This window comes from Campylobacter sp. LMG 17559 (assembly GCF_024723605.1).
Lineage (GTDB): Bacteria > Campylobacterota > Campylobacteria > Campylobacterales > Campylobacteraceae > Campylobacter_D.
This window is the reverse complement of record NZ_JANQCZ010000002.1, coordinates 102,681-121,044: the sequence shown is the minus strand read 5'-3', so window position 1 is coordinate 121,044 and position 18,364 is coordinate 102,681. Positions and strand designations below refer to the sequence as shown.

Annotated in this window: 15 protein-coding genes and 1 tRNA gene; 12 read left to right on the top strand and 4 right to left on the bottom strand. The window is 31.1% G+C overall.

Annotation, left to right across the window (positions count from 1 at the left end; all coding sequences use genetic code 11):
* Positions 1-10 precede the first annotated feature (10 nt).
* Complete coding sequence (locus CAMP5082_RS01655) at positions 11-1,555, bottom strand: multicopper oxidase family protein (protein WP_120759703.1); 1,545 nt, start codon at positions 1,553-1,555, stop codon at positions 11-13.
* A 136-nt stretch (positions 1,556-1,691) separates the two neighbouring features.
* Between CAMP5082_RS01655 and nspC the strand changes: the two genes are divergently transcribed.
* The 11 genes from nspC (at position 1,692) to putP (ending at position 16,038) form a co-directional block, all read left to right on the top strand.
* A complete protein-coding gene (nspC, locus tag CAMP5082_RS01650) occupies positions 1,692-2,855 on the top strand; it encodes a carboxynorspermidine decarboxylase (protein ID WP_337205725.1) in 1,164 nt (387 codons plus the stop codon).
* A gap of 136 nt (positions 2,856-2,991) precedes the next feature.
* Positions 2,992-3,921 carry a formate dehydrogenase subunit gamma gene (locus tag CAMP5082_RS01645; protein ID WP_337205724.1) on the top strand — a complete coding sequence of 310 codons (930 nt, stop codon included), beginning with the start codon at positions 2,992-2,994 and terminating at the stop codon, positions 3,919-3,921.
* Positions 3,922-3,984: 63 nt separating this feature from the next.
* Positions 3,985-4,665, top strand: coding sequence for a TorD/DmsD family molecular chaperone (locus CAMP5082_RS01640; protein ID WP_337205723.1), 681 nt, complete (start codon positions 3,985-3,987; stop codon positions 4,663-4,665).
* A 176-nt stretch (positions 4,666-4,841) separates the two neighbouring features.
* Entirely contained in the window at positions 4,842-5,045 is a 204-nt protein-coding gene (locus CAMP5082_RS01635) for a twin-arginine translocation signal domain-containing protein (protein ID WP_012661099.1), read from the top strand.
* Between the two features lie 16 nt (positions 5,046-5,061).
* Positions 5,062-7,884, top strand: coding sequence for a formate dehydrogenase subunit alpha (locus tag CAMP5082_RS01630; RefSeq protein ID WP_214097741.1), 2,823 nt, complete (start codon positions 5,062-5,064; stop codon positions 7,882-7,884).
* Between the two features lie 10 nt (positions 7,885-7,894).
* The gene (fdh3B, locus tag CAMP5082_RS01625; RefSeq protein WP_039617607.1) at positions 7,895-8,464 is read left to right on the top strand and encodes a formate dehydrogenase FDH3 subunit beta; all 570 of its coding nucleotides are present in this window, start codon (positions 7,895-7,897) and stop codon (positions 8,462-8,464) included.
* Between the two features lie 55 nt (positions 8,465-8,519).
* Complete coding sequence (locus tag CAMP5082_RS01620; protein ID WP_337205722.1) at positions 8,520-9,248, top strand: winged helix-turn-helix domain-containing protein; 729 nt, start codon at positions 8,520-8,522, stop codon at positions 9,246-9,248.
* Positions 9,249-9,296: 48 nt separating this feature from the next.
* Complete coding sequence (gene yedF, locus CAMP5082_RS01615; RefSeq protein WP_337205721.1) at positions 9,297-9,875, top strand: sulfurtransferase-like selenium metabolism protein YedF; 579 nt, start codon at positions 9,297-9,299, stop codon at positions 9,873-9,875.
* Positions 9,872-10,903, top strand: a complete 1,032-nt coding sequence (selD, locus tag CAMP5082_RS01610) for a selenide, water dikinase SelD (RefSeq protein ID WP_337205720.1) — start codon at positions 9,872-9,874, stop codon at positions 10,901-10,903. Before yedF (CAMP5082_RS01615) ends, selD begins: the two co-directional genes overlap by 4 nt.
* Before the next feature lie 140 nt (positions 10,904-11,043).
* Positions 11,044-14,541, top strand: coding sequence for a bifunctional proline dehydrogenase/L-glutamate gamma-semialdehyde dehydrogenase (locus tag CAMP5082_RS01605; protein WP_337205719.1), 3,498 nt, complete (start codon positions 11,044-11,046; stop codon positions 14,539-14,541).
* A 15-nt stretch (positions 14,542-14,556) separates the two neighbouring features.
* A complete protein-coding gene (gene putP / locus CAMP5082_RS01600) occupies positions 14,557-16,038 on the top strand; it encodes a sodium/proline symporter PutP (protein ID WP_337205718.1) in 1,482 nt (493 codons plus the stop codon).
* 23 nt (positions 16,039-16,061) lie between these two features.
* On the opposite strand, the gene CAMP5082_RS01595 is transcribed toward putP, so the two are convergent.
* From CAMP5082_RS01595 to yedE, 3 genes are read right to left on the bottom strand one after another with little or no spacing between them, the layout of a single operon-like run.
* Positions 16,062-16,652: a GNAT family N-acetyltransferase gene (locus CAMP5082_RS01595; protein ID WP_115645124.1), complete on the bottom strand. Its 591-nt coding sequence runs from the start codon at positions 16,650-16,652 to the stop codon at positions 16,062-16,064.
* 1 nt (position 16,653) lies between these two features.
* Positions 16,654-16,881: a sulfurtransferase-like selenium metabolism protein YedF gene (gene yedF / locus CAMP5082_RS01590; RefSeq protein ID WP_012661107.1), complete on the bottom strand. Its 228-nt coding sequence runs from the start codon at positions 16,879-16,881 to the stop codon at positions 16,654-16,656.
* Positions 16,878-18,092, bottom strand: a complete 1,215-nt coding sequence (gene yedE, locus CAMP5082_RS01585) for a selenium metabolism membrane protein YedE/FdhT (protein WP_257914007.1) — start codon at positions 18,090-18,092, stop codon at positions 16,878-16,880. The genes yedF (CAMP5082_RS01590) and yedE overlap by 4 nt, the downstream gene beginning before the upstream one ends.
* 158 nt (positions 18,093-18,250) lie before the next feature.
* Between yedE and CAMP5082_RS01580 the strand changes: the two genes are divergently transcribed.
* Positions 18,251-18,348: transfer RNA gene (locus CAMP5082_RS01580), tRNA-Sec, on the top strand.
* Positions 18,349-18,364 lie beyond the last annotated feature (16 nt).

The following is an 18,364-nucleotide window of genomic DNA, read 5'->3' as shown; positions in this document are numbered from 1 at the left end:
TTTTTTACCTTTATTCTTTGATTTTTAAAATTCCCATCATTCCAAGATCTTCGTGTTCTAAAATGTGGCAGTGAAACATTCTAATGCCGGTGAAATTTTGGCTCATTCTTAGTCTTAGTTCTTCACCAGGTCTTACATTGATCGTATCTTGCAATGCTCTGAATTTTGCTTTTGTTATTTTACCTTTAAATTGAGAAGAAATGAGTTCAAATTGTGTTCCATGTATATGAAAAGGATGATCCATGTGAGAAGAGTTTTTTACCACCCATTCTTCTACCTCGTTTAATTTTGAAGTCAAATCCGTTCTATTCATATCAAATGTTTTACCATTGATCAAAAACATAGAGGCAAGACTTTGTTTGATTTCTTCTTCGCTTTTGTTGCTAATGCCATGCATTTGCATATGGTCTTCACTCATGATTACTTCTTTAAAGCTTGTAGCTTCTTTTAAAGGTGGAAATTCGCGTAGTTTTTCAGGTATGTTTTCTAAAGTTTTTTCCACTTTAAGATCAGCTAGTGTGAGTGTGTAAGGTTTTTCTTCGACAAGCATTTTGTCGCGGTTATAGTAGGTGCTTTCAAGTTTAAAATCACCCTTGCTTGCTTGGATTAGCACTTCTACTCTTGAAGCAGGACTTAAAAACAACTCATCTAATTCAATACCTTTTTCTATAAGTCCCCCATCAGTTCCCACTAAAATAAATTTAGCACCTTGAATGCGTAAATTTAAATACCTTGCCGCACATAGATTGTATATGCGAATTCTTTGCGCATCATCGATGGTGATTTTTGGTTTTAATTGCCCATTAATTAAGACTAAATTTCCTTCTCTACCATTAAGCCAGTCAAATAAATTATTATCAGGAATTTGTGCGTTTTTATCCAAGCGTAGGTCGCTAATCACCCAGTCTTGCTCTTGTAAATGCGACAATGCATCTTTTCTAGCTTTTACCACGAAAACTCCTGCTAAGCCTTTATAAACTTGCTTTGCTGTGGTGTAGTGTGGATGAGGATGGTACCAGTATGTTCCTGCTGAATTTTCTCCAAGTTTGAAACGGTAAATCTTTTCTCGACCAGGCATGATGGGATCATGTGGGTTGCCATCTTGTTCAGGTGGTATGTCAAGTCCATGCCAGTGAATGGTTGTTGGCTCTTTTAGATTGTTTTTTACTAAAATTTCAACTGTATCACCCTCATAAACTTCGATTTTAGGTCCTGGTATGGAGCCATTATAGGTAAAACATTGGGTTTTTTTACCTTTGACAAGTTCTATTTGGCTTTCTTTGATTTCTATGCTAGATCTAAAGAAATTTTTCTTTGTGCTTGTGTTTTTTAAAAGTTTTAATTTTGCCAATGCTTCTTCGCTAGGAAAGTCTTTTGCATCGAGTAGTTGAATGTTTGGATCTTCTAGCTTGATAAAAGAAGTATCGACCTTGTGAGTTTTTTTTGCTGTATGATGTGAATGCATATCATGGTGAGAGTGATCACCCATTGCATAGGCACTGCTAATACTTGCTAAACCTAAAGCATTCCATTTTAAAAATAATCTTCTATTCATTAAATTTTGCCTTAAATAGTTTTTGGGTTTAGATTTTGATTATAGCTATTGTTTGATTAATGATTGTAAATTGTAAAAACTAGATATAATTTTATATAAAATTGATGTGTAAATTTAATTATATTAAGGAAAAACAATGTTAATCCAAAATCATCTAGATAAAAATTTTCAAACTCCTGCTTATATTTTAGAAGAAGACAAACTTAGAAAAAATTGTGAACTTTTGGCTAAAGTGAGTGAAGAAAGTGGCGCAAAAGTTTTACTTGCGCTAAAGGGTTTTGCGTTTTCAGGTGCTATGGATATAGTGGGCGAGTACTTATCAGGCTGTACTTGTAGCGGGCTTTGGGAAGCTAAATTTGCAAAAGAATATATAAACAAAGAAATTCATACTTTTTCACCTGCTTTTAAAGATGATGAAATAGATGAAATCATAGATCTTTCACACCATATAGTATTTAATTCTTTTAATCAGTTTAAAAAATTTAAAGACAAAGCAAGTAAAAAGTCTCTTGGTTTGCGTTGTAATCCAGAGCTATCAGTGGCTCCAAAAGAACTTTATAATCCTTGTGGCAGATTTTCAAGATTAGGAATTCGTGCAATTGATTTTGAAAATGAAGATTTAAGCGCTTTAAGTGGGCTTCATTTTCATGCTTTATGTGAAGAAAGTGCGCATTCTTTAGAGCTTGTGTTAAATGCTTTTGAAGCTAAATTTTCAAAATTTGTTAAAAATATGAAATGGGTTAATTTTGGTGGGGGTCATCATATTACCAAAGAAGGTTATGACACGCAAAAACTAATTGATCTTTGTAAAAAATTTAGCGATAAATATGGAGTGCAAGTGTATCTTGAGCCAGGTGAGGCTGTGGGTTGGCAGTGTGGGACTTTGGTTGCAAGCGTGATAGATATAGTAGAAAATGAGAAAAAAATAGCTATTTTAGATACTTCAAGCGAAGCTCATATGCCAGATACTATCATTATGCCTTATACAAGCGAGGTTTTAAATGCTAGAATTTTATCAAGTCGTGATGGGGAAAAATATAGCGAGTTAAAAGAAAATGAATTTGCTTATTTACTTGGTGGTAATACTTGCCTAGCAGGAGATATCATGGGCGAGTATGCTTTTAATCAAGAATTAAAAATAGGGCAAAAAATAGTATTTTTAGATCAAATTCATTATTCTATAGTTAAAAACACCACTTTTAATGGAGTAAGACTTCCAAATTTAATATTCTTAGATAAGAATGAAAATTTATCTATGGTAAGAGAATTTGGTTATGAAAATTATTCAAAAAGAAACTAAAAATTGAGTTTTTTTGTAGTTTTTTGCAAATTTATGTTTTTTAAATAAAACTTTTTTTAAAATAAAAATGGAAACTGAAAATTAACAAAACTACAACGCTAAGCTTTTTCTAGCGTGTAATGTTTAGGAGTAATTTATGTATAGGGTTATACTAGCTCTTTTAGCCTGTTTTAACTTTCTATTTGCTCAAGAAAATTTTGAAGTTAAAAATACTCAAATTTGGGATGTGCAAAGAGTGATGAATATAGAAAGTTATCAAAATTTTGGTGCTTTGTGGACTAAACTACAAGGTGAATATATTGCAAGTGCTGTTTTGATTATACTTATAGTGGTAATTTCAGCTTTTGCATTGCATTATATGGTCATAGGTCCAAAGAAATTTTCTCATGATGGTAAGAAAATTTATGCTTTTTCGGTATTTGAAAGATTGTTTCATTTTGTAGCGGCAATTTCTTGGATTATCCTTGTGCCAACCGGACTTATTATGATTTTTGGATCATACTTTGGTGGTGGATTCTTTGTAAGAATGTGTAAAAACTTACATGGTATTGCTACTATTTTATTTATCATTTCTATCATTCCTATGCTTTTGTGTTGGATTAAAAGAATGCTTCCTGCAAGTTATGATTTAAGATGGATGATGATAGTAGGTGGATATTTAAGTAAAGAGAAAAAACCTGTTCCTGCGGGTAAGTTTAATTTTGGTCAAAAATCTTGGTATTATATAGCTGTTTTTGGTGGATTTTTGATGATAATCACCGGTGCGTTTATGTTTTTCCTTGATTTTAATTCTACTTCTTTACAGTCTATTTTTGGAATTTCTCATATAGATATTTTAAGAGCTTCAGCTATCATCCATAATATTTTGGGTATTTTATGTGCAGTATTTTTTGCTATTCATATTTATATGGCTGTATTTGCTATTAAAGGAAGTATCCACTCTATGATTAGTGGTTATAAAGAAGAAGAGGAAGTTTATATTTTACACTCTTATTGGTATAAAGAATTAAGCGATAAAAAACAAATCAATCCATCATTTACTTACGATTCTAAAACAAAATTTTAAAATCTCACTTGATTTTTTTAAATTTTCCTTGTTATAATCAAATAAAAATAACAAGGAAAATTAATGATACAAGATATTGATCTTTCGCGTAAATATTTTTATGAATTTTTTTCAAAAGCTTTTAATTTTATCGATGAAAAAGAGTTTAAAATTTGGCATGAGCAAGTTTTAGTTTTAGCTCAAAGCCCTTTAGATGATAGTTTAAAACCTGATTTTGAAAAACTTAGTGCATGTGATTTTGTAAGTTTTAAAGAAGAACAAAATGCGGTGTTTTTTGATTTTTCTTATGTGAATGTACCTATTAGCGCTTCTTTTTACGATGAGGGTAGAGATGATGGTAAAATGAAGCTTCAAGCTTGTGAAATCATTAGAAAAACCAAATTTAGAAAAAAAGAAGATTGCAGACAAAGTGAAGATGAATTTGGCTTTTTATTTGCTTTTATGGCAAGTATTATTGAGCATGATTTAAAAGTTGCACAGCAATTATTTCGTTTTGTGATAAACCCTGTGATAGATGAGTTTATAGAAAAATTACAAATCCACAAAAATTCAAATTTTTACATTGCTATTGCTAATATTATGAAAGTCTTTTTTGCAAACGAAAGGGCTTATTTAGAAGTACAAGCGCCTGTAAAAAAAGAAGGTAAAAGTATAGCAGATGAAGCTTTACAAAGACTTCCTTATGAACCAAGACTTCCTACCAAATTTAGTAAAACAAATATAGAAGAACTTAGCAAATTATAAAAATAAATATGTATTTTGTTACCAAAATACATATTATCAAAATCATCTTTTTATGAAAATAGAAATTAAATAAAATCTTAAGTGAAAATATGCAAAATTCATTTTGTGTAAGTGCGTAAATACTTTGAAAATAAGTATTTATAGTTATTCTTTACTTTTATTTCAAAGGAGAGAACATGGAGGCCAATCAAAGAAGGGATTTTTTAAAAAAATCTTTGAAAATTGGTGCTTTAGGGGTGGTAGCTGGAGCAAGTGTAAATGCTTTAGCTAAAGATGATTACCAAGAGCAAAATACTGTAGTTTTGGGAAAAAGCACTAAAAAAGAAGTGCTTTATAAAAAAACTATGCATTGGGAAAAATATTACAAAATAGCTTACTAATTAAGAAAGGAAGAAGATGGCATTAGCAAGAAGAAATTTTCTTAAGCTTGCTGGTATTGCTGGTCTTGGAAGCGCGGCTTTTGGTAGTGAAAACAAAGCTATTAGAGCTGCAAGCGAACAAGAAGTAGCAAATCCTTATCCAGATTCTAAGATTGTTAGAACAATCTGTAGTATCTGTAGTGCAGGCTGTGGAATTAAAGCAGAAGTACAAGATGGAGTTTGGGTGCGTCAAGAAAACGCTATAGAACATCCTATTTCTCAAGGATCACACTGCTGTAAAGGGATAGATCAAATCGATCTTACTAAATCAAAACAGCGTATTAAATATCCTATGAAAAAAGAAAATGGCAAATGGGTGCGTTTAACTTGGGAGCAAGCTATCAATGAAATTGGCGATAAAATGCTTGAAATCCGTAAAGAAAATGGACCTGATAGCGTTATGTTTTTAGGTTCAGCTAAATTTAATAACCAACAAGCTTATTATTTTAGAAAATTTGCAGCATTTTGGGGTACTAATAATATAGACCACGTTGCTAGAATTTGACACAGCGCAACAGTCGCCGGTGTGGCGAATACATGGGGTTATGGCGCTATGACAAATCATTTTGGTGATGTGACTAAACATTCAAAAATGATGATTATTTTTGGTGCAAATACTGCTGTGGCTAATCCTATTGGATTTAAACACTTATTGCAAGCAAAAGATCGTAATAATGCTAAATTAGTAGTTGTAGATCCTGTATTTACAAAAACTGCAGTGCATGCTGATGAATATGTGAGAATTCGTCCAGGTACAGATATAGCTTTAGTTTATGGTATGCTTCATTTGATCTTCAAAAACGGTTGGGAAGATAAAGAGCTAATCAAAACTAGAACTTATGGGGTTGAAGAAATAAAAGCAGAGGCTGCTAAATGGACTCCTGAAGTTGTAGAAGATGTAACAGGTGTTCCAGCTGCTCAACTTGAAAAAATCACAAGAATGTTAGCTACAATCAAACCTGCTACGCTATTTTGGGCTTTAGGTATTACACAACACTCAGTAGGTAGCTCTAATACAAGAATCCTAGCTATCTTGCAACTCGTTCTTGGTAATATAGGCAAACCAGGCGCAGGAACAAATATCATCAGAGGTCATGATAATGTTCAAGGTGCTACTGATATGGGTTGTTTGGCTGATACTTTACCAGCTTATTATGGACTTGATGATAATGCTTGGAATCATTTTTCTAATGTATGGAATGTTGAGAGAGAGTATTTAAATTCAAGATTTTATTCTAAAGAATGGATGCATGAAAAAGGCTTTTCGCTAGCAAAATGGTGGCAAGGCGTTTTACATGAAGAAAAAACTTATTCAAACTCACCTATCCGTGTACTTTGGGTACAAGGAACGGGTATTACTTCTATGGCACATACGGTAAAAATTCAAGAAGCACTTAAAAAACTTGATATGATTGTAATTGCTGAGCCTTTTGTAAATGAAGTAGCAGTTTTAGCAGATCGTCCAGATGGTATTTATATTATTCCTGCTTCAACCCAATTTGAAACAGAAGGTTATGTAACAGCGACTAACCGTGCTATGCAATGGCGTTCTCAAGTAGTAAAACCAATTTATGAAAGTAAAGAAGACCAAGAGATTATGTTTGCTTTTGCTAAAAAATTTGGTTTTTATAAAGAGTACACTCGTGGCATGAAAATGGAATTAAAAGACCATAAACTTGTACAAACAAGAGATGACAATGATGATAATTTCATATGGCCTGATGATGCCACAAGAGAAATGAGTAATGGTCTTTTAAGTATAGGTTTAAGAGGTATTTCAGCTGAACGTCTAAGAAAACACCAGCAAAATTGGGAACATTTTGATCCTGATACTCAAAGGGGTATTGGTGGTGAAGTTAAAGGTGAATATTATGGCTTACCTTGGCCTTGTTGGGATAAACAACACCCAGGCACTTCTATCATGTGGAACACAGATATTCCTTATGAAGAAGGTGGTATGGGCTTTAGAAATCGCTTTGGTTTAGAGCATGATGGGCATTCTCAATTAGCAGATGAAGCCTTTACTCCAAAAGGATGTAAAGTTAAAGGTGGCTACCCACAAATTACTAAAGAAAATATCGAAAAAGTATTTAATATCAAACTAAGCGATAAAGAAAAAGAATTAATGGGTGCTAGCTGGAGCACAGATATTTCAGGTATAATCTTAGAAAAATGTAGAGAAAAAAGTGCTTGTTGTTTAGGTAATGCAAGAGCGAGAATGAAAGTTTGGGAATTTGCAGATCCTATTCCACTACATAGAGAGCCTATTCACTCACCTCGTTGGGATTTGGTTAAAAAATATCCTACTTGGGGTGATCAAGAGAAAAACTTTAGGGTTGAGAGTAAATTTATTAGCGAGCAACAAAAAACAGATTGGAGTAAAGAGTTTCCAACTATTATTTCAAGTATGCGCTTAGTAAATTTAAGTGGTGCAGGTATGCTTGAGAGAACTAGTAAATATCTTGCTGCAATCACACCTGAGATGTTTGCTAATGTACACCCTGAACTTGCTTTAAAATATGGTATAAATGATGGTGATATGATGTGGATTCACTCGCCACAAGGTACTAAGATTAAAGTAAAATGTGTACATAATCATTCAGTTACACCAGATAGAATTTGCTTGCCTTATAATTTTGCAGGTATTATGCAAGGAGTGGATTTAAGTTATAATTATCCTGAAGGTACTAAACCTTATACTATAGGGGAAAGTTCTAACACGGTTACTAACTATGGTTTTGATATAAATACGCAAATTTCTGAGTTTAACGCAGGACTTTGCAGACTTGAAAAGGCTTAAGGGGTAAGTTATGGCTAGAATGAAATTTTATGTAGATAATAATCGCTGTATTTCTTGCTTTGCTTGTCAAGTAGCTTGTTCAAGTGCGCATGAAGTGCCAGTGGGAATTAATAGGAGAAAAGTAATCACTCTAAATGAAGGTATAGAAGGCAAAGAGTTTTCAACAACTCTTGCTTGCCAACACTGCACAGATGCTCCGTGTGAGCAAGTTTGTCCTGTAAAATGCTTTTATATTAGAGCTGATGGTATTGTTTTACATGATAAAAAAACTTGTATAGGTTGTGGATATTGTCTTTATGCATGTCCTTTTGGCGCTCCACAATTTCCAAGAGATGGTGCTTTTGGCATTAAGGGCGAAATGGATAAATGTACTATGTGCGCAGGTGGTCCTGAGCCTACTAACTCTCATGAAGAAAGAGAACTTTATGGACAAAATCGTATCGCAGAAGGTAAAGTGCCTATGTGTGCTGCGGTTTGTTCTACAAATGCACTTTTGGTTGGCGATGCAGCTGAAGTTAGTGCAATGTATAGAAAAAGAGTTTTACTCAAGGGTCAAAATTTAGGACTTGATGTAAAATAATTCAAAGGGTGTTTACAAGCACCCTTTTTTACTACTTATAATCCAAGGTTAATTCATGGAAGAGCTAATTTTACAAATTCAAAAAAATCTTGATGAAAATAATAAACTTACTTGTAAAAAAGCACTAGAACTTTTAAAACAATATTCTAAAGAAGATTTTCAAATTGCTATAGAAGAATTAGGCGTAAAAATTTCAGATTGTGAGCTAGGTCAATTTGGCAAGTTAAATAAAAATATAGCAAAAAGTGAAATTTTAGAAAAATTAGAAACAAAATTAGATTCTAAGCGTCGTATAACATGTAAAGATGCTTTAGAATGTGCTAAAGACTTTAACATGGCTGATATGAGAGCTACACTTAAAACTTATAAAATTGATGTTAAATACTGTGAACTTGGTTGTTTTGAAGAAAAAAAAGGTAAAAAATTTCATGTAAAAAGTAAAATTTGGATAGAAAATTCTGAAGGAGAATTGCTTTTTGGTAAAGGTAAAACAGATATTTTAGAATTAGTAGGAGAATGTGGAAGTATTTCCCAAGCGGCTAAACAACTAGGGATTAATTATAAAAAAGCATGGCTTTATATACAAGATTTAGAAAAAAATATGAAAGAAGAATTACTTATTGCTAAAAAAGGAAGAGGAAGTGAGTCAGGTAGCAAACTTACTCCAAGAGCTTATGAGTTAATTCAAAATTTTAAAATTTTACAACAAGATGTAGAAGAATACACCAATAAACGCTTTAAAGAATTATTTTTTAAGAAAAATCAAGAAAAAGATAAAACTTAATTTGAATACAAGTTATAACAATATATCATTAAATAAAAAAGGTAAAAGATGAAAGTTGATTGTAGAGATTTAGCTTGTCCACGTCCTGTGATAGAAACAAAAAAAGCTTTAGAAGAGCTAAAAGAAAATGAAAATTTAGAAATTCTTTTAAATTCTCAAGCTTCTAAAGAAAATGTAATGAGATTTTTAAAATCTTTAAATTTGGAATTTAATGTTAAAGATTTAGATGATGAGAGTATTATTAGCATTGTAAAAGATAGCAATATAGCTCAAACTCAAGAAAAAAAATTACAAGAATACAATGTGTTATTTTTAAAAAGTGATAGAGTAGGCGAGGGAGAACTTGGAAAAAATCTAATGCTAGGTTTTTTAAAAACTTTAAAAGATTTACCTAATAAACCTGCAAAAATCCTTTGTGTTAATGATAGTGTTTTGATGAATACTGATTGCTCTCATATGGCATTTGAAGCCATGAAAGAACTTGAAAATTTAGGAGTTGAAATTTATAGTTGCGGGGCGTGTTTGGAATTTTTTGGCAAAAGCAAAGAGCTTAAAATAGGTAAAATAGGTAATGCTTATGAAATTTTAAATGAACTTTTTGGAAAGGCAAAGATTATCTCTTTATGATATATAAAGATCAAAAACTAACCCAATATGTAAAAGCTGCGGGTTGAGCTGCCAAATTAGACTCGGTGGGTCTTGACAAAATTCTTGGCATTTTAAAACCGCATGAAAACATTTTAAGTGGTATTGATAATAATGAAGATGCAAGTGTTTATAAGCTAAATGAAGATTTAGCTTTAGTGCAAACTCTTGATTTTATTACACCTGTGGTTGATAGCGCGTATCATTTTGGCGCTATAGCTGCTGCAAATGCTTTAAGTGATGTATTTGCTATGGGTGCTGAGGCGATTAATGCTTTAAATATTGTAGGCTTTGATACTTGTCATTTTAATAATGAAATTTTACTTGAAGTGTTAGAAGGTGCTAGAGTTAAGGTTGAAGAAGCTGGTGCTGTGCTAGTAGGTGGGCATACTATAGAAAATGATGAATTTATTTTTGGTCTTAGTGTAACAGGTGTAGTTCATCCTAAGAAATTTATAGCTAATAATAGCGCAAAAGATGGTGATGTGATTTTACTTACTAAACCTATAGGTAGTGGTATTATTAGTACTGCTATCAAGGCTGGTTTGCTAGAAAAAGCAAAGATTTTAAAAGCAGTAGAACAAATGAGTTTTTTAAATCTTTATGCAAGTCGTATTTTAAAGAGGTTTAAAAGTCTTAGTGCTTTAAGTGATGTTACCGGTTTTGGTCTTTTGGGGCATTTAAAAGAAATGCTAAATAAAGAAATTATGATAGAAGTATATAAAAATGAAATTCCTTTAATGGATGGAGTTTTGTCAATGGCTAATATAGGGATTATCCCAGCCGGAGCTTATAAAAACAAAGATAGTCTAAAAATTTGGGTTGAAAATTTAAATGAAAAAGATGAGGATATAGTGTATTTTGATCCTCAAACTTCAGGTGGACTTTTAGCTAGTATGAGTGAAAATGAAGCAAATGAAGCTTTAAAAATTTTGAAAGATCACAATATAGAGGCAAAGATTATTGCTAGATGTGTAAGAAATACTCATAATTATTTATTATTGCGCTAATATTTTATTTACAATCAAAAATATATGTTTATATTTGTTACTTTTTTACATAAAAAAATAAATTACAAATAAATATATGTTGATTTTCGTTGCAATTTTTGTATCATAAATACATATTAACTATTAAAGTGGAGGAAAAAATGATACAAAAAGCTTTGCAATTAGCTGAAGAATTACAAAGAAAGATAGAAAGTAATATCTCTCAAAGCGAAAAAGAATTTCATGCCAAAATGCAAAAACTTTTAAACAATCCTAAAAATAAAGTAATGTTAATTGAGCTTTTAGATCGCTCTTTTAGATGTAAAGATAAAAGTGCGAGTTTTGAGCTTATAGAACATACTTTAAACAAATATGGTATAGCTGATTTTTTTAGTGCTTTTGAAAAATTTTTACTTTTTTCATTTTTAAATTTTGGAAAATTTGCACCAACTCTTAGTGTGCCATTTTTCATTAAGCATTTAAGAGAAGATACTAAAGCTATGGTTTTAGATGCAAATCCTAGTGTTTTAGAGCCTCATATGTGTAAAAGAAAAGATGAAGATAAAATCACTTTAAATGTAAATTTAATTGGTGAAGAGGTTTTGGGTGAAGCTGAGAGTGCTTATAGGATGAAAAAATACGAAGAAGCATTAAAAACAAGCTATATTACTTATATTTCTATTAAAATTACTACCATTTTTTCCCAAATCAATATCATTGATTTTGAATACTCTAAAGATGAGGTGGTAAAAAGATTGGATAAATTATATGCTCTTGCTTTAGAGGAAGAAAAAAAGCAAGGTGTGTCTAAATTTATCAATCTTGACATGGAAGAATTTAGAGATTTAGAATTAACCGTTGAAGCTTTTATGGAAAGTGTTGCAAAATACGATATTAAAGCAGGTATTGTTTTGCAAGCTTATTTGCCTGATTCTTATGAGTATTTGAAAAAACTTTTTGCCTTTTCTAAAGAAAGAGTTTTAAAAGGTATGAAGCCTATAAAAATTCGCTTTGTTAAAGGAGCGAATATGGAAAGTGAAGAAACTATAGCTTCACAAAGAGGTTGGGCTCTACCTACTTTTTATAAAAAAATTGACACTGATAGTAACTATAAAAAAATGCTTGATTTTGTCTTAGAGGGAGATAATCATAAATATATTAATGTAGGTATTGCAAGTCATAATTTATTTGAAATTGCTTATGCTTATACTAGAATTTCACAAGCTGGAGCTTTATCATCTTTTACTTTTGAAATGCTTGAGGGTATGAGTTTACAATGCTCTTATGAGCTTTCTAAAATGCATGATCTTATACTTTATGCACCAGTTTGTGATGAAGCACATTTTAACAATGCTATTGCATACTTAGTAAGAAGACTTGATGAAAATACTAGTGAAGATAATTTCATGAGATATTTTTTCAATCTTAAAATTAATGATAAAAATTGGCAAATACAAAAAGAATTATTTCTAAAATCTTTAGAAGGTGTTGCTAGTTTGGATAATTCTACCCATAGAACTCAAGATAGAAATAATGAAACAAAGGCTATTAGTTCTTATGAGAGTAAAGAATTTAAAAACGAACCTGACACAGACTTTATCTTAAAAGCAAATAGAGAATGGGCTAAGGGTATAAGAGCTAAGTATGAAAATTTAGAAAATTATGATGTCTATCCGGTTGCAAAAGAAGAAATTAAAAACGAAAATTTACAAGTAGTAGAAGTTAAAGATAAAATCAAAAATCGCACTATAGGTAAAGCACACTTAGCAGGCCAAGCAGAGATCAAATACGCTTTAGATGTAGCTAAGAGCTCAAATTTTAGTGATTTAAGTCATGATGAAATTTATAAAATTTTAGCAAAAACTGCTCAACTTGTTAGAGATCGTAGAGGAGATTTAATAGGTATAGCAGCTTTAGAAGTAGGAAAAACTTTCTTAGAAATTGATCCTGAAGTTAGTGAGGCTATAGACTTTTTAGAATTTTACCCACATTCTTTGGAAAAACTAAAAGAGCAAAATCCAAATACTACTTTTAAAGCAAAAGGTATAGGCGTGGTGATTGCGCCATGGAATTTCCCAGTGGGTATTTCAGTAGGAACTATAGCAGCACCTTTGGCCGCAGGAAATAAAGTGATATATAAACCTTCATCTTTATCGATGTTAACAGGTTATATGCTTTGTAAATGTTTTTGGGATGCAGGAATTCCTAAAGATGCTTTGATTTTCTTACCTGCTAAAGGTAGTGATATATCAAAATACTTACTTGTTGATCAAAGTGTGAAATTTTCAGTATTAACCGGTGGGGAAGAAACTGCTTATGCAATGCTCAAAGCTAATCCAACCTTACTTTTAAGCGCTGAAACAGGCGGTAAAAACGCAACTATTGTTTCTAAATTTGCTGATCGTGATAGTGCGATTAAAAATATCATTCATTCAGCTTTTTCAAATTCAGGTCAAAAATGCTCTGCTACTTCTTTACTAGTTTTAGAAGAAGAAGTTTATAATGATGAAGAGTTTAAAAAGACTTTGGTAGATGCTGCTAGTTCTATGGCGGTTGGAAATCCATTTGTGTTTAAAAATAAACTTGGAGCTTTAGCAGATAAACCAGATGTGAAATTACAAAAAGCTTTAGATGAGCTAGCTCCGTATGAAAGTTGGGCTTTAAAACCTAAATTTGTAGATGATAATCCTTATCTTTTAACTCCAGGGATTAAGTATGGTACTAAAAAAGGTGACTTTACGCACATGAATGAGCTTTTTGCACCAATCTTAACTGTAATGAAAGCAAAAGATTTAAAAGAAGCTATTGATATAGTAAATTCAACAGGCTATGGACTTACAGCAGGATTTGAAAGTTTAGATGAGAGAGAATGGGAGTATTTTCACACTCACATAGAGGCAGGAAATATTTATATTAATAAACCAACAACAGGAGCTATAGTTCTTAGACAGCCTTTTGGTGGTATTAAAAAATCAGCCATTGGTTTTGGTAGAAAAGTTGGAATTTATAATTACATTACCCAATTTTTAGATATAGAGCAAAGTCAAGCTGATCAAAATGTTTTGGACAATGAATTGGTATCAAATTTAAATGCTTTAAGCTTAGATTTAAATGAAAAAGATAAAGCCGATTTTGAAGTCATTAAAGCTATGGCAAGAAGCTATGCTTACCATGCAAAACATGAATTTGCAAGTGCGAAAGATTATGTCAATATAAGAGGCGAGGATAATCTTTTTTCTTATACAAAGGTTAAAAATATCGCTTATAGAGTGCATAAAGATGATAGTTTAAAAGATATTTTAGGAGTTATTTTAGCAGCTAGTGTATTAAATATTGATCTTGTTTTAAGTTATGATGAGCATGAGAAAATAGATCTTGTGCAAAAGATTAATCAAAAAATTAGTTCAAAAACTTTATTCCTTAAAGAAAGTAAAGAAAATTTCATTAGCAAAATAGCTGATTATGAGAGAATTCGTTATTTTGCTCCATTAGATGTTAATGATGAAATTTTCATAAAAGCAGCAAGTTGTGCAAAAATCATCGCTAATGCTAAGCCTTTAATAAATGGGCGTTTTGAGTTGCTTTTATATCATAATGAAAAAGCTTTAAGTATATCTTTCCATCGTTATGGAAATCTAGGCATTCGTGCTTTAAAATAATATAAAGGAGATAAAATGGAGGTTGTTCAAATTAATACTCAAATTGCGATAATGTTTGTCGCATATTCAGCATTAATGCTTTTTATCGGATTTTATTTTTATAAACAAAATAAAAATTCAGAGGACTATTTTTTAGGTGGTCGTTCTATGGGACCAGTGGTTTCAGCACTTAGTGCTGGAGCTTCTGATATGAGCGGTTGGCTTTTAATGGGTTTACCAGGAGCGTTATATGTAAGTGGTTTGGCTGAAAGTTATATTGCAATAGGTCTTAGTATAGGAGCGTTTTTAAACTGGGCTTTTGTAGCAAAAAGACTTAGAATTTATACTAGTGTGATTGCAAATTCTATTACAATTCCAGATTATTTTGAAACAAGGTTTGATGATGATAAGCATATATTAAGAGTGGTTTGTGCTATTGTTATTTTAATTTTCTTTACTTTTTATGTTTCATCGGGGCTTGTAGGTGGAGCAAAACTTTTTGAAGCAACTTTTGGAATTCAATATGATTATGCTTTAACTACAGGAACTGTTATTATAGTTGCTTATACATTTTTAGGTGGATATAAGGCAGTTTGTTGGACGGATTTGATTCAAGGTTTATTAATGATGAGTGCTTTGATTGTTGTGCCTATAGTGATGATTTATCATTTAGGTGGCTTTAGTGAAGCTGTTAATATAGTCAAAGAAATTAAGCCAAATACTTTTTCTATGGGAGAAGGATTAAGCTTTTTAGGTATAGTTTCAGCGCTTTCATGGGGACTTGGATATTTTGGTCAGCCACATATTTTGGTGCGTTTTATGTCTATAAGATCAACTAAAGATATTCCAACTGCTACTTTTGTAGGAATTTCTTGGATGGTTATATCTTTAATAGGTGCTTGTTTGATAGGTATTTTAGGTATAGCTTATGTGAGTAAATTTGAGCTTAGTTTGCAAGATCCTGAAAAGATTTTTATCGTAATGTCGCAATTACTTTTTAATCCTTGGATAGCAGGCATTTTACTTAGTGCTATTTTAGCAGCTATTATGAGTACAGCAAGTTCGCAATTACTTGTTTCAAGTTCAACTATAGCAGAAGATTTTTATAAAAGAATTTTTAATAAAGAAGCATCTAATAAAACAGTGATGACTTTAGGTAGATTTGGTGTTTTAGCAGTAGCTGTGATAGCTTTTGTTATTTCTACTGATAAAAACTCAAGTGTATTAAGTATAGTAGCTTATGCTTGGGCGGGATTTGGAGCAAGTTTTGGTTCTGTAATGCTCTTTTCGTTATTTTGGTCAAAAATGACAAGATACGCTGCTATTGCAGGTATGATTACCGGTGCAGTTGTGGTTGTAGCATATAAAAATTTCTTAGCCGAGTGGCTTAATTTTCCTATTTATGAAATCATTCCAGGATTTTTAGCTGCTTCTGTTGTGATTGTTTTAGTAAGCTTGGTTACAAAAGTGCGCCCAGGAACTAAAGCAGCTTATGAAACAATGTTAAAACATCTATAAAACTAACACATCTCTTCTATATTTTATGGTATAGAAGAGGTATTAAATTCTATGAAATGATTAGAGTATTTATTCCAATATTCTTTATAAACTCTATCGTTATTTCCATCTAAATTTAATTGATACATTCTAAATATTACTTTTATATTTTTAGGCTGCCATAATTCTTCATAACTATATTTATAAGTCATACTTAATTTTTTCATTACTTTGCCGCTTGCAATATTACTAATATCATGTGTAGCTGTAATATATTTTATGTTATCGTTTTTTAATTTTTCTATAACTTTTTTACAAGCTTCTGTTATAATGCCTTTAGACCAATATTCTTTTTTTAATCCGTACCCGAAATCATTAGAGGTATTATTGTTTTCAAAATGAATATAGCCTATAGGAATATTATTTTCTTTTAAACAAACAGCATATCTATAAAAATTATTCTGGTTATTTGTTCTTATATAAAATTCATCTAAATGTTTTTTAGTTTGTTCTATACTTGTAAAAGGAAACCAGGGTAAATATTTATTAACTTCCTCATCACTTAATATAGAAAATAAATGTTCAGTATCTTCAATAGTAAATTTTCTTATTATTAGTCTATTTGTTTCTAGCATTCTAAGGCTTTTGAATTAAAAATCTAAGCGTTGGGCCATCTTGATTTATTTCTAGAATTTCAAAACCACGATTTTTAGCATCTTGAGGTATAGAATTTATACTTTGCGGACAGTCGCATAAAATTTCTAAAACTTCACCTGATTTTAGTTCTTTTAAGGCATCAATAGTAGCTATAGCAGGGTATGGACAAGCTTCACCTTCTAAATTTAAACTATAATGAATAATCATATTTTCCCTTTTTTATTTTGTTTGAAAAAGAATGATTTTTTAAACTTTAATATAAATAAAAATAAAATTGCAAATAAAGTTAAATTGATTACTAAACCATTAAAATAACCAAATTCATTTAAAAGATGAATCTTTACTCCATCTGTTAAGAAATTTGGAAAATAATCGTAGCTTAAAGCTAATATCATAGTGCCAATAATATTTGCAATACCCACTATAATAAAATGACTTTGTCCTTCACAAGCTCGATACATCCAGCCACACTCGCATCCTCCGGCAAAAACTATCCCAAAGCCAAATAAAAAAGCACCTAAAGCAATATTTGGTGATATTTCTATTATTTTGCTAGTGTGTCCTTGTAAGATAAATGCAAAAGCTATTAAACAAGCTATAATCATACCTATTAAAGCTCCCTTTATGGCATTATCTCTACCAAATAAAAATAAATCTCTAAAGCAAGAAGTAAAGCAAATTTGAGCTCTAGATATGATAAAACCAAAAACAAAGCCAAATATTAACGCTAAAGGAAGAATGCTTTCTTTGTTGTTAATATTTAAAGGTTGTTTTTGTAGTATAAGTACAACATAAGTTATAAAAATTATAAATACACCAAGTCCTATATAAAAATATATCTTTGCGGTTTTATTGTGCGTTTTTAATGGCTGGTTTTCTTTACAAACACGTTGTAATTTGGCTTTTGGTTTAAAAGGTGATAGATTGCAAACTTTAACAGCTAAATAAATCCCTAAAATCATAAATAAAGTAAAAACCCAAGTATGTAAAGAAAAATAAGGCAAGCCTGTAAAAAAATTTGCCAAGTTACATCCAAAGGCAAGTCTTGCGCCAAAACCAGATAAAATTCCACCTATAATAGCTTGAAAAATTCGAATTTTGCTAGCAGGTAAGCGCCATTTGAATTTATTTGCTAAAAATACAGCGCTTAAACACCCTATAAACATACCTATAAGCATAATACCATCAATTCTTGTTAAGGGAGTACCGTTTAAATTTTGCTTTTGATAATAAGAATAAGAGCTTAAGTCCATACCAAAAAATTCTAAAAACTCTCCACCCCAGCGTGTCATTTCGCCAGTGACTGCCCAAACACTACCAAAAATTCCAAAATAAATAGCACTTAAAATTCCAAGCATAATCATGCCTTTGGAATTATCCCAAAAATTTATAAAAAAAGATTGTTTGAAAGAATGCATTGTTGTATCCAAAAATTGTGATTGTCAAAACTTGACACTAAAATAAAAACTACTATTATAACTAAGAATTTTGATAATAAAATAAAACAAAACCACTTATAACTTTAAGTATTTAATTTTTGTTTTAATTAAAAATATTAAGATATAATATATTTTTTGGAAGGTTAGCTTATCTGGTGATGGCCACTGACTTCAAATCAGATGAAAGGGTAGTTGACTACTTTTTGGGGAGTTCGATTCTCTCACCTTCTCGCCAAATTTAAGTCAAAATG

Excerpts from the sequence above, each read along its gene's own strand:
- fdh3B (WP_039617607.1), top strand. The coding sequence starts at position 7,895 with ATGGCTAGAATGAAATTTTATGTAGATAATAATCGCTGTATTTCTTGC.
- yedF (WP_012661107.1), bottom strand. The coding sequence starts at position 16,881 with ATGATTATTCATTATAGTTTAAATTTAGAAGGTGAAGCTTGTCCATAC.
- yedE (WP_257914007.1), bottom strand. The coding sequence starts at position 18,092 with ATGCATTCTTTCAAACAATCTTTTTTTATAAATTTTTGGGATAATTCC.
- CAMP5082_RS01620 (WP_337205722.1), top strand. The coding sequence starts at position 8,520 with ATGGAAGAGCTAATTTTACAAATTCAAAAAAATCTTGATGAAAATAAT.
- CAMP5082_RS01645 (WP_337205724.1), top strand. The coding sequence starts at position 2,992 with ATGTATAGGGTTATACTAGCTCTTTTAGCCTGTTTTAACTTTCTATTT.
- CAMP5082_RS01595 (WP_115645124.1), bottom strand. The coding sequence starts at position 16,652 with ATGCTAGAAACAAATAGACTAATAATAAGAAAATTTACTATTGAAGAT.
- putP (WP_337205718.1), top strand. The coding sequence starts at position 14,557 with ATGGAGGTTGTTCAAATTAATACTCAAATTGCGATAATGTTTGTCGCA.
- nspC (WP_337205725.1), top strand. The coding sequence starts at position 1,692 with ATGTTAATCCAAAATCATCTAGATAAAAATTTTCAAACTCCTGCTTAT.
- CAMP5082_RS01640 (WP_337205723.1), top strand. The coding sequence starts at position 3,985 with ATGATACAAGATATTGATCTTTCGCGTAAATATTTTTATGAATTTTTT.
- CAMP5082_RS01635 (WP_012661099.1), top strand. The coding sequence starts at position 4,842 with ATGGAGGCCAATCAAAGAAGGGATTTTTTAAAAAAATCTTTGAAAATT.
- CAMP5082_RS01605 (WP_337205719.1), top strand. The coding sequence starts at position 11,044 with ATGATACAAAAAGCTTTGCAATTAGCTGAAGAATTACAAAGAAAGATA.
- yedF (WP_337205721.1), top strand. The coding sequence starts at position 9,297 with ATGAAAGTTGATTGTAGAGATTTAGCTTGTCCACGTCCTGTGATAGAA.
- CAMP5082_RS01655 (WP_120759703.1), bottom strand. The coding sequence starts at position 1,555 with ATGAATAGAAGATTATTTTTAAAATGGAATGCTTTAGGTTTAGCAAGT.